This window comes from Marinobacter sp. GH_1 (assembly GCF_048595985.1).
GTDB lineage: Bacteria > Pseudomonadota > Gammaproteobacteria > Pseudomonadales > Oleiphilaceae > Marinobacter > Marinobacter shengliensis.
The window spans coordinates 157,562-172,876 of the sequence record NZ_CP184460.1; the positions used below are offsets into that span (position 1 = coordinate 157,562).

Below are 15,315 nucleotides of genomic sequence, written 5' to 3' on the forward strand. Positions count from 1 at the left end.
AAAACGGGAGGGATCAGGCAATGGCTGACACAGAAGGGCGCAGCTGCCCGCTGGCTTACCGCTACCGGCCGGAAGCGCTTTGCGGGGAGCCCTCCCATGCCTCTGAGAGTGTGCTGTATATCGTCGGCGGGCTGTACGGCAACCCCTTTGCCCTGGACGAAATCGAAGCCATGGCGCAGGCGGAGGAGCGCCATGGTCACCGGGTCAAACTGGTGTTCAATGGCGATTTTAACTGGTTCAACGCCGACGACACCTTGTTCCGGGAGATCAACAGCCGGGTTCTGGACCATACCGCGGTTCTCGGCAATGTAGATTATGAGCTATCGCTTCCCAATGCCGGAGCGGGCTGTGGTTGTGCCTACCCGGAGTACGTGGATCAAGGTGTGGTGGCGCGTTCGAACCAGATGATGGAACGCCTGCAGGCGCTGGCGGACCAACACCCCGATATCCAAAAGAAACTCTCGCTATTACCAAGATACCGCTGCCTGATCTTTGGAGGCCTAAAGATTTTGGTGTTGCATGGTGACCCTGAGTCGCTGGCGGGCTGGGGGTTGTCGCATGAAGCATTCACCGCCGGTAACGACCGGCAGTTGGTCAGTTGGTTTCGCACCACCGGTGCCGATGTGATCGCGTGCACTCACACCTGCCTGCCGGTTCTCTGGTCTGGAGAAGTGGATGGGCGCCCTTGCCTGGTGACCAATAACGGCGCGGCGGGGATGGGTAACCTGCGCTCTGACCCACGCGGTTTGATTACCCGTATTGGCTTTACGAGCCCCTTCTCTGAGCCTGTGGCGGGCTTGGCGCGGCCCGGTTTGCACGTTTCCCTGATGCCTGTGGCTTACGATGTGAATGCCTGGCTGTCACAGTTTGACCGGCTGTGGCCGGAAGGCTCGCCTGCGGCAGTGTCTTATCGGAGCCGCCTGGTGGGTGGAACCAGTCTGGATCCTGGCAATGTGGTTTTTCCTTCCATTCCGTAACCAGTCTGTCACTGGCGAATGCTTCAATTCGGTCTATTCTGAAAGAATCGAACCCCGGTAGTTCTTGGTGGCTGTTGGGGGGCGACTTGAAATATATTTTGTGGTCTATATAATTCAACTCTAACTTTTGAAGCGAATTGATCACGTTATGACATCAGAAGGATCGAATACCACCGCCATCGCCTTGCGCAAACCCACCAAGGATGATGGCTACAGGCTCCACCAGCTGGTAGCGGAATGCCCGCCGCTGGACCCCAACTCGATTTACTGCAACCTGTTGCAGTGCAGCCACTTTGCCGAAACCGGCGTGGCCGCGGAGAAGGAAGGCGATCTGGTCGGCTTTATCTCCGGATACATCCCTCCCCAACAGCCCGAGACCGTGTTTGTCTGGCAGGTGGCGGTTCACGAGAAAGGTCGTGGACAGGGCCTCGCCAAGCGGATGCTGAAGGAAATTGTGGGTCGCGAAGCGTGCAAGAATGTCACGCATCTGGAAACCACGATTACCGAAGACAATGAGGCCTCCTGGGCGCTGTTCCGCTCTTTTGCACGTGATCTGGGAGCCGAGCTCACCTATCACGAGCACTTCGAGAAAGAGACCCACTTTGGCGGCAAGCACGACTCCGAGTTCCTGCTGCGCATCGGGCCCTTCACGAAGCCTGTCTGAGTGCCCTGATTCACCAATGTGAATCGCCGATAGCGACTAGAAACAGCCGGCGGGCCACCCGAGGTGGGCCTGCCAAAGGGCTGACATCAACGCACGGCGGGCTTGTTGCGACCGACACGTATTACCAGCAGGCTCCCCGCGCAATTACCTCGAACCTGACATGCTAAGAGGCAAGACAATGGAAATTTTTAAGTCCACTGAATCCGAAGTACGCGTTTATTCCCGTGCCTTCCCGGTGATTTTTAACCGTGCCAAGAACGCGCACCTGTACACCGAAGACGGCAAACAGTACCTAGACTTCCTGGCCGGTGCCGGTTCCCTGAACTACGGCCACAACAACGATATTCTGAAAAAGGCGCTGCTTGAGTACATCGAAGCGGACGGCGTGAGCCAGGGCCTGGATATGTTTACCACCGCCAAGCATGACTTCATGGAAGCCTATAAGAAGTACATCCTGGATCCCCGCGGCCTGGACTACAAGATGCAGTTCACTGGCCCCACCGGCACCAACTGTGTGGAAGCGGCCATGAAGCTGGCCCGTAAGGTCAAAGGCCGCACCGGTATTATCTCGTTCACCAACGGTTTCCACGGTGTCACCATGGGTGCGGTTGCCGCAACCGGTAACAAGCACCACCGTGGTGGTGTCGGCACACCGCTGGGCAGCGTTGATTTCCAGTTTTACGATGGTTACCTCGGTGAAGACATCGACACCCTGATGATCATGGACAAGGTGCTGTCCGACAGCTCTTCCGGTGTTGAATTGCCGGCGGCAGTGATTGTTGAGGCGGTTCAAGGCGAGGGCGGTCTTAACGCAGCCCGTGCCGAATGGCTCAAAGGCCTGTCTGACCTGTGTAAGAAACACGACATCCTGCTGATTCTGGATGACATCCAGGCGGGCAACGGCCGTACCGGCGAGTTCTTCAGCTTTGAATTTGCCGGCATCAAGCCGGACATTGTGACCGTGTCCAAGTCGCTGTCCGGTTATGGTCTGCCGATGGCGCTGGTGCTGTTCAAGCCGGAGCTGGATGTTTGGGAATCCGGTGAGCACAACGGTACCTTCCGTGGTAACAACATGGCGTTTGTCACGGCCCGTGCCGCGGTAGAAACCTACTGGAAAGACGACAGTTTCGCTAACGAAGTGAAGGCCAAGACCAAGGTGCTGGGCGACGCCCTGCAAGCGATCTGCGACAAGTACCCGAGTGAGTTCAAGATGAAGGGCCGGGGCCTGATGCGTGGCATTGAAGCGACCCATGCGGACATCACCGGTGCCATTACCAAGCGTGCTTTCCAGAAGGGCCTGATCATCGAGACCAGTGGTCCGAACGACGAAGTCATCAAGTGCCTGATGCCGCTGACCACCAGCGAGGAGGACTTGCGCCTGGGAGCCAGCCTGCTGGCCGAGTCGGTTGATGAAATCATGCAGGAAGGTGTCAGCGAGGCGTCGTAAGGCGCCCGTCATCCAGACCATTCATTCCGCAGGATAGCGAAGGCAAAAATATGACTACGGCACAGCATACCGTCGAGAAGATCGGCGGTACCTCAATGAGTAATTATGAGGCCGTTCGCGACAATATCATTATTGGTAAACGCAAGAAGAGCGACCTCTACCAGCGGATTTTCGTGGTGTCAGCCTACGGTGGTGTCACCAACGAACTGCTGGAGCACAAGAAAACCGGCGAGCCGGGCGTATACGCCCTGTTCGCAGACGCTGAATCAGACTGGGCCTGGGGCGACGACCTCACCAAACTGATCCAGTTCCTGACCGACATCAACGGCGAACTGTTTGAAGACCCCATGCTCAAACAGCAGGCTGACCAGTTCATTACCGACCGAATTGAAGGGGTGCGGGGTTGTCTGATCGACCTCCAGCGTCTGTGTTCCTATGGCCAATTCCAGCTGGAAGAGCATCTGCTGACCGTTCGGGAAATGCTCGCCGGCATCGGTGAAGCCCACAGTGCGTTCAACACCGCCCTGAAACTGCAGCAGGAAGGCATCAATGCGCGCTTTGTCGACCTGACCGGCTGGCGCGACAGCGAACTGCTGCCTCTCGACCAGAAGCTCAAGCAGGCGTTCGACAGCGTTGACCTGACTCGCGAACTGCCGATTGTCACCGGCTACGCTCAGTGCAAGGAAGGCCTGATGCGAACCTTTGACCGGGGCTACAGTGAAATGACCTTCAGCCGGGTGGCGGTGATCACCAATGCCCGTGAAGCCATCATTCACAAGGAATATCACCTGAGTTCTGCCGACCCCAATATTGTGGGTGAAGAGAAGGTGGTGCCCCTGGGCCGCACCAACTATGACGTCGCCGACCAGCTCGCCAACCTGGGGATGGAAGCCATTCACCCCCGTGCTGGTAAGGGCCTGCGCCAGAACGAGATTCCGTTGCGGGTGATGAACACCTTTGAACCGGAGCACACCGGCACGCTGATCACTGGCGATTACGTCAGCGAGAAGCCGCAGGTGGAAATCGTGGCCGGTGCCAAGGGCGTGTTCGCCATTGAGGTGTTTGACCAGGACATGCAGGGTGAGCCGGGCTCAGACCGCCGAATCCTGGAAGTGCTCAGCCGCTTCAAGGTGCGCTTCATGTCCAAGGACACCAACGCCAACACCATTACCCATTATGTGGACACCACGCTCAAGCACGTGAAGCGTGTGGTCAAGGCGCTGGAGGAAGAATTCCCCAATGCCGAGATCAGTACCCGCAAAGTGGCCCTGGTGTCTGCCATCGGCAGTGATATGAAGGTGCCGGGTATCCTGGCCCGTTCGGTGAAATCATTGGCAGACCAGGACATCAGCGTGTTGGCCATCCACCAGTGCATGCGTCAGGTGGATATCCAGTTTGTGATTGAAGAAGACCACTACAACCAGGCGATTGTGGCCCTGCACGGTGCTCTGATTGAACCCCACAATCACGAGTACGCCATTGTGGCGGCTTCAACCACCTGAAGAATTACCCACCGGCAAAACCGGTCGCTTTGCCGGTGGGTAATGGAGGACGTCTTGCCTCCTGATCGGGCGCCCGGTCGGCCGTTTTGCCCGGTGTTTTTCACCGGGTAAGTAACATGGCCGGGCGTGACCGATCTCCTCACCTCCCCGCTCGTTTGTCTCGGTTTTCCACGCCTTCCAGGGCAATCTGCCCGCCCGACCTCACCGTATATTCGACAAAGTTTCAACGGGTACCTTAGCCAATGCAGATACATGATCGGCAGGGACCGTCTCCGACTCTTCCCCACGATGGTGAAAGGGATTCCCTGGTAGGGTTGTACTTCAGGGATGCGTCCCGACATGAACTTCTCAGCGATGATGCGGAGCGCCGCCTGGCGCGGCAGCTGATTCGCAGCTTAAGGGTGATCAGCCAGGAACTCTGTTTGCCCGATGACACCCCACAAACCCTTCGGGAAGTGGTTGGTAGCCTGGGTGATGCCTGTGCCTTCTCCAGCCGCTGTCGCCGGGCCTATCACCTGGCCATGGCCTGCCGGCGCCGGCTGATTCAGTGCAACCTGAGGTTGGCGGTGCACATCGCCCGCCGTTACAACCAGCACGGTATCCCCATGTCAGACCTGATCCAGGACGCCAATGTGGGTTTGATCAAGGCGGTTGAACGATACGACCCGGCCAAGGGTTTTCGTTTTTCAACCTATGCCTACTGGTGGATCAGCGAGGAGGTGCGCCGTTGCCTGCAGCGTGGCGTGCGGGTAGTGCACACACCGGAGAACGTCGTCGAGGAAATACGTCAGCTCCAAAAAACCTCCATGCGATTACACCAGGCCCTGGGGCGCACGCCATCGCAGACCGAGCTGGCCAAAGCCATGGAGGCCTCGCCCTCGCGCATCGGCGAACTGAGAGCGCTGGCCGCCCGGGAAGTGTCCACCGATGTGCCTTTGCTTGAAGACGGTACCATTACCCTGGGCGACAGCCTGGCCAGTGGCGAAACCATGTCTCCAGACCATCCTCTGCGGCAGCGGGACCGGCAGATTACCTTGCAGGCCATGATGGGTGAGTTGACTGAGCGGGAGAGGGATATTCTGTCCCGACGCTACGGACTGGGCGCATCCGAACCGGAGACGCTGCAAACCCTGTCGGATCAGTTGGGAATCAGCCGTGAGCGGGTACGCCAGATAGAGAAGACCGCGTTAAAGAAGCTGCAACAGTGGTTTTCGGAGCCGAACAACGGTGCCTGACCTCAGGCACCGTGACTAAGATAGAACCACACGCCGACGGTCACCTGGCAGGCCAGTACCACGGTGGTCAGCACCAGGCGCAGTCGCAGATACCATGCCGGCCAGTAGGGCCGCATCCAGCGAGCGTCGACGATGTACAGCAGCAGGTAGGCGGTGGTGTACAGGGCAATCTTGTGGGGCGTTTGTAATAGCAGCCCTACGCCGGCGGCGACGAAAAACAACTGGCTGAGTAACATCGACACCAGTGGTGACTGGGGGTAGGAGCGGTTCTCCAGTTGCAGTGCGATGGTCCAGTAAATGCCGGCCATGAACGCGAGAATGCCCGCACTGTACGCGTAGAACCAGCTCAGGATGATGATGCTTTTCCCCGGCATTGCAAACAGGCCGGCGGTTCCTGCAAGAAACGGTATCAGGCCGGCTATGCCGACCAGGATGGCCAGACGGGCAACTGCAATCACGACCGTTGCCTCTGAACCTGTATCCGCATGGGTTCGAATTCTGTTGGCTCCATGCCCACCATTTCATGGTAGGCGGACGGGTGAACAATCTGGGTTTCACGCACGTCCAGATCGCTCAGGGTGTCCTGCAGTTGCCAGGCGCTGCGAAACAGGCGTGTTTGCCCTTTGTCGTCAGACAACAGCATCAGGCCATCCGGCCCGTGCAGTCTGGCCATGTAATGCTGGCCTTCCAGTGAAATGATCTCCAGCAGTTCAATAACCGGCTGCTCGAGGTTCCTGAGTTGGTTGAGGGTGATGCGCACGGATTGGCTCCCGAAATGGTGTTACCCAGGGATTTACGTGCAACCGCTCCGGTAAGATCATTGTGACATCTCAAAGCAGGCCTGATAGGCCGGGCATTGAACCAGATGATCATTCACCATGCCTGTAGCCTGCATGAAGGCGTAGACGATGGTCGGGCCAACGAACGTGAAGCCGGCTTTCTTCAGGGCCCTGGACATGGCCTCGGATTCTTTGGTGATCGCCGGAACTTCCTCGAAACGTTGCCAGGTGTTCTGGATTGGCTGGTGATCAACGAACTGCCAGAGAAACGAGGAAAAGCCAATGCCCTGTTCCTGCAGTTCAAGGTAGCGTCGGGCATTGTTGATCACCGAACGTACTTTCAGTCGATTACGGATGATGCCCGGGTTCTGCAGCAGGCGTTGCTGGTCTTGCTCGGTAAAGCGGGCGACGGTTTCCGGATCAAAGTTGGCATAAGCGTCGCGATAGCTCTGTTGCTTTCGCAGGATGGTGATCCAGCTCAAACCTGCCTGCTGGCCGTCCAGACACAGCTTTTCAAACAGCGCCTGGTCATCGTACTCCGGGCGGCCCCAGACGGTGTCGTGGTAATGCACGTAGAGTGGGTCGGTGCCGCACCAGGGGCAGCGCTCGGTGTATTGGGTCATAACAGTGAATCCCGGTTATCGCTTTGACCGGATGACCCTGTGGAACATGGGCTCCCAACTTGCTTCCTGGGTACCCGCCAGTGCCAGGTTATAGTCATCCGGAGGTGGTTCCAGCAGGGTGATGCCGGGCCAACTGCTCGGGCCGCCCTGATCCCTGTTTCGATAGACCAACGTTACCAGAAAACCCTCCACGTAGAAGCAACTGGCCAGCCAGGTCTGGTCGGGCTGATCGCCATAGAGCTCAAACTGGTTGCGAACTTCAAGGGTTTGCAGGTTGCCGGCAATGCCACGACCGGTTGCCTTGAGCCAGGCTTCTTTCAGGGTCCATACTTTAAGGAAATCGAAGGGATCATCAGCGCGAAACAGCCACTCCTGTTCGATGGGGGAGAACCAGCGTCTGGCAACGGCGACCCAATCCGGCCTGCGTTGGCTTGGCTCGATGTCGATACCCAGCTGATAGGTGTCTGTGCCCACGGCGCAAAGCCCCCGGCTATGGCTCAAGGACAGAAATCGGCCTTCCGGATTAACGGCACGGTTTGGTCGCCCATCCACGGGAAGACAGCACTCTGGTGCCTGGTCACTGGTTTGCGCAAGGCTTTGCCGGAGCAGCCAGCGGCTGGTCAGGAACTCCTGACGGCGAGTACCCGCCAGCCGAGCCAGTGTTTCAGCCTCGAAACCGGTCATCCAGGCAGGAGCTTCGGGAACATCCCGGTTGATCTGGTGGCACAGCCAGATACTGGGACGATCAGGGTTGGAGTCGTTGGATGGTCCAGCCATCGGCCTCTCTCACGTATTCAAAACGGTCGTGAAGTCGGCTTGGCCGTCCCTGCCAGAACTCGATGCGTTCCGGTACCACCCGATAACCGCCCCAGAAGCTGGGTAAGGGTATTTCACCGGAGCTGAACTTGCGTTTCATCTCCGCCACCTTTTGTTCCAGTAGCCCCCTTGAGGTAATCGCCTTGCTCTGTTCAGAAACCCAGGCTCCGAGCTGGCTGCCACGGGGTCTGGAGGCGAAGTACCTGAGGGATTCCGCCTTACTGACTTTCTCTACCTTTCCCTGAATACGTACCTGGCGGTTCAGACCGATCCAGGGGAACAGCAGCGCAGCCCTTGGGTTTTCGTCCAGTTCTCTGGCCTTGCGGCTGCCGTAGTTGGTGTAGAAAACAAAGCCTTGGCTATCAAAGTATTTCAGTAGCACGGTGCGCAAGTCCGGCATCTGGTCAGAGCCGGTGGTGGCAAGTGACATGGCGTTGGGTTCCAGAATCCCGGCACTACGGGCATCGTTAAACCAGGCCTGGAACTGGGCTACTGGGTCGTCATTCAGGTGTTCCCTGTCCAGCCCCTCACTTTCAAAATCCCGACGCATATCGCCGATGTCCATTCACCTCTCCTCGTCTTGCTGCGTAACCCGCTAAGTGTCTACAGGTACGGCACTCAAGCATAACGGGTTCACGTTGGCGTGTCAGCGGCTGACAAAGGACTACCGGGCGGACTATCCTAGTGTCAGGCAGGGGGTGCAGGCAGCCCCGTGTGTTCGCCCTCGATCAAGGAGAGTTTCGTGGCCCGGAGTCATTCCCCCAGTCGTTTGCCCAGAAACCTGGCTATTGTAGCGGTCGTTCTGTTTGGCTTGTACGCCCTCGCAGGCTTTTTGGCTTTGCCCTGGTGGCTCGAAAAGACTTTGCCGGAACAGCTGAATCAGCAGATGGGCTGGCAGGCTGAGTTGTCGGAAGTTCAGGTAAACCCCTTCACCCTGACCCTGGATATAACGGGGTTGTCTGCGGACGACCGTGCCGGCGAAAAAGTGGTCGGGTTTGATCGCCTGTTTGTAAATCTGGGTTTCTTTCCCCTGTTCCGGGGGATCGTCCATTTCCAGGACATTCGACTGCAGGAACCGCACATCCGGCTGGATCTGTTGGATGACTACAGCATCAACTTTGCCCGCGATTGGCAGGCCTCCCGGCCAGATGAGCTCGCACAGGAACCCGTAGCCGCAGCCGGGGATGAGGCAGGCGCGATACCCAAGCTGTACTTCCAGCACCTGGCGATCGATGGCGGCGAGTTGCTGTTCCGGGATTTCAGCCAGGCGGAGCCGGCAGAGTTCCGTATTACCCCGCTTGACCTGTCCATCAACGAGCTGGCCACCTGGCCAAGGGAGACCGGTGGCAGTCAGTATTCAGTGATTGCCGCCCTGGGTGACCAGACCATTGAGTGGGACGGTGAGCTGAGCATAGCGCCACTTTACTCCGAAGGCCGCGTGAAGGTGTCTGATTTGCGCCATGACACCCTGGCGCATTTTCTGTCGCCGTTTTTGCCATGGCAGTTACGGGATGGCACCGTGGCCATAGAGTCCTATTACCAGTTGGCGGGCGGCGAGCCGTTTGAGCTGATCACGTCCCAGGGCAAGCTGACTGTGCAGAACCTGGCCCTGGCCCTGGATGCCGGGGATGAGGAACCGGGCTTGACCACTTCCGGTATCCAGGTTGATGGTATCGGCTTTGATCTGACAGCCAGAGAAGCCCGGGTAGGTATGATCACACTCGATCAACCCTTTGTTGCCGCGGTCCGCAACAACGAGGGTCAGATTGACTGGCTGGCAACTATGCCAGAAGCCACTGCCGATGAAGGCCAGGGCGAGCCACCGGACACCGGCGTACCGGCGTTTCGCTGGTCGGTTCAGGGTTTTGAGCTGGCTGACGGGCGGGTGCGCTGGCGGGATCAGGTGCCACAGCAAGCGGCGGAGCTGGAACTGGTGGATCTGGACATAACCCTGGGCGGTTTATCGGATCGCTTGGATGAACCCGTCAGCTACCGGCTGAGTTCAGCGCTTGCCAGTGGTGGCCGTGTAGCCGCCAACGGCCAGTTGACACCGGCGCCGTTCACGCTGGAGGCGGCAGTATCCGGTTCCGATCTTGTGCTTGCGGTGATTGAGCCATACCTGCAGCAAGCGGCCAACCTGGCGTTGGCCAGCGGTGAGTTGAGTTTTGATGGCAACCTGGACCTGGACAGCCAGGACGATCCGATGACTGGTACGTTCAGCGGCACCGGCGAGGTCGCAAACCTGGATTTAAGGCTGCCTGATGGCGATGCCTCCATGTTGGGCTGGCGTACCCTGCGCCTGGCGCCAATCGAATTCAATGTTTACCCGCCAAGGCTGGAAATCGGCACGGTAACCCTGGCACGGCCCTCGCTGAACGTCGTTCGCTCACTTGATGGCGTGCACAATCTGGCCCGGATCGTTCGCGGGCAGCCAGATACCGGTAGTGAGCCTGCATCAGCGCAATCGACAGGCCCCGAAGCCAGCTCCCGCGAACCGGAGTTTGTTTTCCGGATCAATCAACTGGTGGTTGAAGACGGCGCCGTCGGTTATTCCGATCGCACACTGGAGCCGCCGTTCAGTACTAACTTTGATCATCTCACCGGTGCGGTCAGCGGCATCAGTAATGTGCCGCCACAGCAAGGACGGGTGAACCTCAAGGGCCGGCTCGCAGGCGTTGCCCCCGTCACCTTTGAAGGCACGCTGGGCGCATTGGGCACCGAGGATACCAGCGACATTCGCCTGGCCATGGAGGATCTGGCGTTGCCGGTATTGTCACCCTACTTCGGCCGATACCTGGGCTACGCCGTCGACTCGGGCAAGCTCAAAATGAATCTGGACTATGCGTTCACCGGCACCCGCCTGAAAGCCTCAAACCGGGTAGTGCTGGACCGTATGGAGCTGGGTCAGGCCGTTCCGAGTGATGAGGCCATCAGCGCGCCGGTCAAGCTCGGCCTCGCGCTGCTGACAGACCGCCGTGGCCTCATTGAGGTCGACTTGCCGGTGCAGGGTGATATCGCCGATCCGGAGTTTCGGGTCGGACAGATCGTCATGCGCGCGTTTGTGAACCTGCTGGTGAAAGCCGCGGCATCCCCCTTCAGCATGTTGGGCTCCCTGGCTGATCTGGCGGGCTTCAGTAGTGAAGACCTGGGCGAGGTCAGTTTTGTGCCGGGTAGCGTTGAGTTGGCTGAGGGTGAGGCCGCCAAACTGTCGGCCCTGGCACAGGCTTTGAGGGAGCGCCCTGAGCTGGTGCTGAACGTTCGCGGCGGCGTAAACCCGGAAGCTGACGCCCTGGCGCTACTGCGCGCCCGGATGGAAGCCCGGGGCGAGGAACTGACCGACGAAGCCTGGGTCCAGGCACAACAAGCCTGGCGCGAGGGTGAGCGCCCGCTGCCGCCAGAGGCCCTGGGGCAACTGGCTACCAACCGGGGTCTGGCGGTTCGCCGCCTGCTGCAGGAAACCCACGAAGTAGACCCTGCCCAGTTGTTCACCTTGGAGCCGTCCCGCCAGGCCATCACCGATGAACAGGGGCTTGTCACCGTGCAGTTCACGCTGGACGTTCGTTAATCCTAATTGAATCAGGTAGTTCTATGGCCAGTCTGAAACAGCGCACTGCCAGCCACTTCTTTGCCTATGTTTCCCGTCTGCGCTGGATCAAGCGCTGGGGCTTGATGCGTAACGCCATCGAAGAAAACGTCGCCACCCATTCCTGGGAAGTAGCGACCATCGCCCACGCGCTGGCGCTGATCCGCAACCGGCATTTTGACGGTCAGGTCAACGCGGACCGCATCGCGGCTGCCGCGCTTTACCACGATGCCACCGAGGTGATCACCGGCGACATGCCGACACCGGTGAAATATCACTCGAAAGTGATGCGGGAAGCCTTCGGTGATATCGAACACAAGGCAGAAGCGGAGTTACTGGCCTTGTTACCGGCCGATCTCCGGGATGACTTCTCGCCCTATGTTCGGGAGTCCCGGCTGGCTGAGCAGGAAAAGGAATTGATCAAGGCGGCTGACCGGCTCTCGGCTTGGCTCAAGTGCCGGGCGGAAATCCGTGCCGGCAACCCGGAATTCGTGCCCGCCGAAGCCCAGATCCGCGCCCGGCTGGACGCAGACGGATTGCCGGAGGTGCGCTACTTTCTGGAGGTCTTTGCACCGGGCTACGACCAGCCTCTGGATAACCTGCTGGAATAGCCTGTTGACTGGCCCCGCTGCCGGCGCCAGGCGGAGTCCGCTGCCATAGGTTTGGCCCGGGTGGCTCTCTAAAGTGGCGAAGTACCAAGACGCTGCTTTAATTGGAAAGACCACAACAAGAGGCTCCCGCCATGAAAGATCTGAAAAACAAAGTTGCCGTGGTGACCGGTGCAGGTTCCGGCATTGGCCGTGCCCTGGCCCACGCCCTGGCAGCTCGGGGCTGCCGCCTGGCGCTGTCGGATGTCAACGAAGCCGGCCTGGCGGAAACCGTCGCCACCCTCGACAAGAACCGTGTGAAAACTTACCGCCTGGACGTGTCTGACCGTGATGAGATCTACGCCCACGCCGAACAGGTGAAGGCAGATTTCGGCCAGGTAAACCTGGTGATCAACAACGCGGGTGTGGCGCTGTCTGCCACGGTGCGGGAAATGACTGACGACGACTTCAAGTGGGTCATGGACATCGATTTCTGGGGCGTCGCCCACGGCACACGGGCCTTTTTGCCGCACCTGATCGCCTCGGGTGACGGCCACGTGGTAAACATCTCCAGCGTATTCGGCCTGATTGGTGTGCCCAAGCAAAGCGCCTATAACGCCGCCAAGTTTGCCGTTCGTGGCTTTACTGAATCCCTGCGCCAGGAAATGAAGCTGGAGAACCAGCCAGTGCATGTCAGCTGTGTGCACCCGGGTGGCATTCGTACCAACATTGCCAACGCCGCTCGTATGGGCAAGTCCGAAAACGGCGACGCCCAGCGTAAGGGCTTCGATAAGCTGGCCATGACCACCCCGGACAAGGCGGCCGAAATCATCGTTAAAGGCATTCTGAAGAACGAATCCCGCATCCTGGTGGGCCCGGATGCCTGGGGTATTGATGCCCTCAACCGCCTGTTGGGCTCTGCCTATCAGCCACTGGTGGAGCGTTTCTCCAGAAAGAACCTGTACGTCTGATCGGTTCTAACCCCCGGCCCTTGAATACCGATTGCTTATTTTACAACCAGTATTCAAGGGCTATACTCTGAGGCTGATCCAGGGAAGAGTCAGCATGAATACGCCAAAGCATCCCGATCTGGGCGCGGCGCTGGAACACAGCCGCTCCGGTTTGCGGGACAATCACCGCCGTACACTCGCAAGATTACTGTTTTTTGTCACCGGTTCCGCACTGGTGGTGTTTGCTGTGCTTCAGTTTTTCAACGGATTCCCCTGGGTGTCTGCCATTGAACTGCTTGCCAGCGGCCTTCTGTTCTTCGGCGCGCAACGGCTGAAGACCACGCCCCACCTGCAGCAGTGGATCTACGCCTATCTGGTGGCCATCTTCTCATTCTTTATTGTCATCATGTTGTTGCCGGATGCCTCCATCGCGGCGTTTGTCTGGGTGTTGATGATGCCGGTGTTGGCCTATTTGCTGCTGGGAAAATGCGAAGGCATGATCCTGAGCGTGCCGTTCATGGTTGTTGGCCTTGTTGTCTACTACTTCTTCCTGGAAACCGTTGGCACCGCCCACGGCATGATTGATCTGCTGAACATGGTGTTGTGCGGCGTGCTTATGCAAGTGTTCATGCATATGTACGAGGAGCGCCGGGAGGAGGCCGAGCAACGGCTGGTGGACATGGCCCAGACCGATGCCCTGACCGGCCTGGCTAACCGGGCTAATTTCCAGTCCACCCTGGCCCGCACCATTGCCGAATGCGAACGCAACGGCAGCGGCTTTGCGCTGGTGGTGATGGACATCGACCACTTCAAGCTGGTGAACGACACCCTTGGCCATGATGCCGGTGATCACGTGCTGCGCAACATCGGCCAATGCCTGAGCGAACGCCTGCGTACCACTGACTCCGTGGGCCGGCTCGGTGGTGAAGAGTTCGGTTTGATCCTGCGGGACGTAAAACCTGCAGACGCCTTTGAACTGATGGACGAACTGCGAGAGCGCATTGCCGGCCGGGAGTTACACTACGGTGAGGCCGGTATCCGGGTGACGGCGTCCTTCGGCATTGCCCAGTGGCCTGACCATGGCCAGGATGCCGAAACCCTGTTCTGTGTCGCCGACCGCTGCCTCTATACCGGCAAACGCGCTGGTCGGAATCGGGTGGCCCCTGCGGGGCCGGTGCACCGTGACCGGAGCGAAAAAACCGTGGCTGGAGGTACAGTCTGAATCGGGTATCCTAAGGCGGACAGCATCGACAGCCAAGGACCGAATTCACCATGTGCGAACTGCTGGCCATGAGCGCCAACACCCCCACCGACCTGTGTTTCAGCTTCACCGGTCTAACCCGCCGTGGTGGCGAAACCGGCCCCCACAAAGACGGCTGGGGCGTATCCTTCTATGAAGGCAAGGGCGTTCGCAGCTTCCACGATTCCGACGCTAGTGCCAGCTCCCGCCTGGCCGAAGTGGTCCAGACCCACCCGATCAAAAGCGAAGTGGCCATCTGCCACATCCGCCAGGCCAACGTTGGCGAAATCTGCCTGGCCAACACTCACCCGTTTATCCGCGAACTCTGGGGCCGCTACTGGGTCTTCGCCCACAACGGCCAGCTTTCCCACTTTCGGGCCGCAGAGGGGTTCTACGAGCCGGTGGGCGACACCGACAGTGAAGCCCTGTTCTGCGACATCCTCAACCACCTGCGCAGTCACTGTGACCGCAATACGCCTCTTGAGGAAGTGGTAGAGAGGCTGGTGCGCCTGTCACAGTCCTACGCCCGCGAAGGCGTGTTCAACCTTCTGCTCAGTAACGGCGACTGGCTGTTCACCTACTGCACCACCAAAATGGCCAGCATCACCCGCCGAGCCCCCTTCGGCCCGGCCCGCCTAAAAGATGCCGACGTGACCGTTGATTTCGAATCCGAAACCACCCCCAACGACGTTGTCAGTGTGATCGTCACCGAACCCCTGACCAGCGATGAACAATGGGATATCTACCAGCCAGGTGAGTGGCGGCTGTGGAAAAAGGGAGAAGTGATAGCATCAGGAGGAAAATAATACTCTGGGCCAAAAAGAGCCCAGAGCACAAAGTCCAGTCAAGCAGGAGAGTGGGTTGGGAAGGAAAGCCTTCCCAACCCGCTCGCCAGCGTAACTCCAACACTAG

At 58.8% G+C, this 15,315-nt stretch carries 15 protein-coding genes; 10 read left to right on the plus strand and 5 right to left on the minus strand.

The window, feature by feature from the left end:
- Nucleotides 1-20: 20 nt before the first annotated feature.
- The 5 genes from ACNSOI_RS00695 to ACNSOI_RS00715 all read left to right on the plus strand — a co-directional run bounded on the left by ACNSOI_RS00695 (nt 21) and on the right by ACNSOI_RS00715 (nt 5,825).
- Nucleotides 21-977 (plus strand): hypothetical protein, encoded by a 957-nt coding sequence (locus ACNSOI_RS00695; RefSeq protein ID WP_230713204.1) that lies wholly within the window; start codon nt 21-23, stop codon nt 975-977.
- 148 nt (nt 978-1,125) lie between these two features.
- A complete protein-coding gene (gene ectA, locus ACNSOI_RS00700; protein WP_072675768.1) occupies nt 1,126-1,641 on the plus strand; it encodes a diaminobutyrate acetyltransferase in 516 nt (171 codons plus the stop codon).
- 178 nt (nt 1,642-1,819) lie between these two features.
- Entirely contained in the window at nt 1,820-3,088 is a 1,269-nt protein-coding gene (ectB, locus tag ACNSOI_RS00705; RefSeq protein ID WP_061331308.1) for a diaminobutyrate--2-oxoglutarate transaminase, read from the plus strand.
- Nucleotides 3,089-3,138: 50 nt separating this feature from the next.
- The gene (locus tag ACNSOI_RS00710) at nt 3,139-4,590 is read left to right on the plus strand and encodes an aspartate kinase (protein WP_061331306.1); all 1,452 of its coding nucleotides are present in this window, start codon (nt 3,139-3,141) and stop codon (nt 4,588-4,590) included.
- A 242-nt stretch (nt 4,591-4,832) separates the two neighbouring features.
- Nucleotides 4,833-5,825, plus strand: a complete 993-nt coding sequence (locus ACNSOI_RS00715; RefSeq protein WP_286920599.1) for a sigma-70 family RNA polymerase sigma factor — start codon at nt 4,833-4,835, stop codon at nt 5,823-5,825.
- 2 nt (nt 5,826-5,827) lie between these two features.
- On the opposite strand, the gene ACNSOI_RS00720 is transcribed toward ACNSOI_RS00715, so the two are convergent.
- From ACNSOI_RS00720 to pdxH, 5 genes are read right to left on the minus strand one after another with little or no spacing between them, the layout of a single operon-like run.
- Complete coding sequence (locus ACNSOI_RS00720; RefSeq protein ID WP_061331302.1) at nt 5,828-6,283, minus strand: DUF3429 domain-containing protein; 456 nt, start codon at nt 6,281-6,283, stop codon at nt 5,828-5,830.
- Nucleotides 6,280-6,585 (minus strand): DUF6482 family protein, encoded by a 306-nt coding sequence (locus ACNSOI_RS00725; RefSeq protein ID WP_061331300.1) that lies wholly within the window; start codon nt 6,583-6,585, stop codon nt 6,280-6,282. Before ACNSOI_RS00725 ends, ACNSOI_RS00720 begins: the two co-directional genes overlap by 4 nt.
- A 57-nt stretch (nt 6,586-6,642) precedes the next feature.
- Nucleotides 6,643-7,227 (minus strand): DNA-3-methyladenine glycosylase I, encoded by a 585-nt coding sequence (locus ACNSOI_RS00730; RefSeq protein ID WP_061331298.1) that lies wholly within the window; start codon nt 7,225-7,227, stop codon nt 6,643-6,645.
- A gap of 15 nt (nt 7,228-7,242) precedes the next feature.
- Complete coding sequence (locus ACNSOI_RS00735; RefSeq protein WP_420194905.1) at nt 7,243-8,004, minus strand: 4'-phosphopantetheinyl transferase family protein; 762 nt, start codon at nt 8,002-8,004, stop codon at nt 7,243-7,245.
- A complete protein-coding gene (gene pdxH / locus ACNSOI_RS00740; protein ID WP_106694228.1) occupies nt 7,973-8,608 on the minus strand; it encodes a pyridoxamine 5'-phosphate oxidase in 636 nt (211 codons plus the stop codon). Before pdxH ends, ACNSOI_RS00735 begins: the two co-directional genes overlap by 32 nt.
- A 177-nt stretch (nt 8,609-8,785) precedes the next feature.
- Between pdxH and ACNSOI_RS00745 the strand changes: the two genes are divergently transcribed.
- From ACNSOI_RS00745 to ACNSOI_RS00765, 5 genes are all read left to right on the plus strand, one after another.
- Nucleotides 8,786-11,608, plus strand: a complete 2,823-nt coding sequence (locus ACNSOI_RS00745) for a DUF748 domain-containing protein (RefSeq protein WP_420194906.1) — start codon at nt 8,786-8,788, stop codon at nt 11,606-11,608.
- 23 nt (nt 11,609-11,631) lie between these two features.
- Complete coding sequence (yfbR, locus tag ACNSOI_RS00750) at nt 11,632-12,237, plus strand: 5'-deoxynucleotidase (RefSeq protein WP_420194907.1); 606 nt, start codon at nt 11,632-11,634, stop codon at nt 12,235-12,237.
- Nucleotides 12,238-12,368: 131 nt separating this feature from the next.
- Entirely contained in the window at nt 12,369-13,184 is an 816-nt protein-coding gene (locus ACNSOI_RS00755; RefSeq protein WP_420194908.1) for an SDR family NAD(P)-dependent oxidoreductase, read from the plus strand.
- Between the two features lie 94 nt (nt 13,185-13,278).
- Entirely contained in the window at nt 13,279-14,385 is a 1,107-nt protein-coding gene (locus ACNSOI_RS00760) for a GGDEF domain-containing protein (protein WP_106694231.1), read from the plus strand.
- A gap of 50 nt (nt 14,386-14,435) precedes the next feature.
- Nucleotides 14,436-15,209, plus strand: coding sequence for a class II glutamine amidotransferase (locus ACNSOI_RS00765; RefSeq protein WP_420194909.1), 774 nt, complete (start codon nt 14,436-14,438; stop codon nt 15,207-15,209).
- Nucleotides 15,210-15,315: the final 106 nt, after the last annotated feature.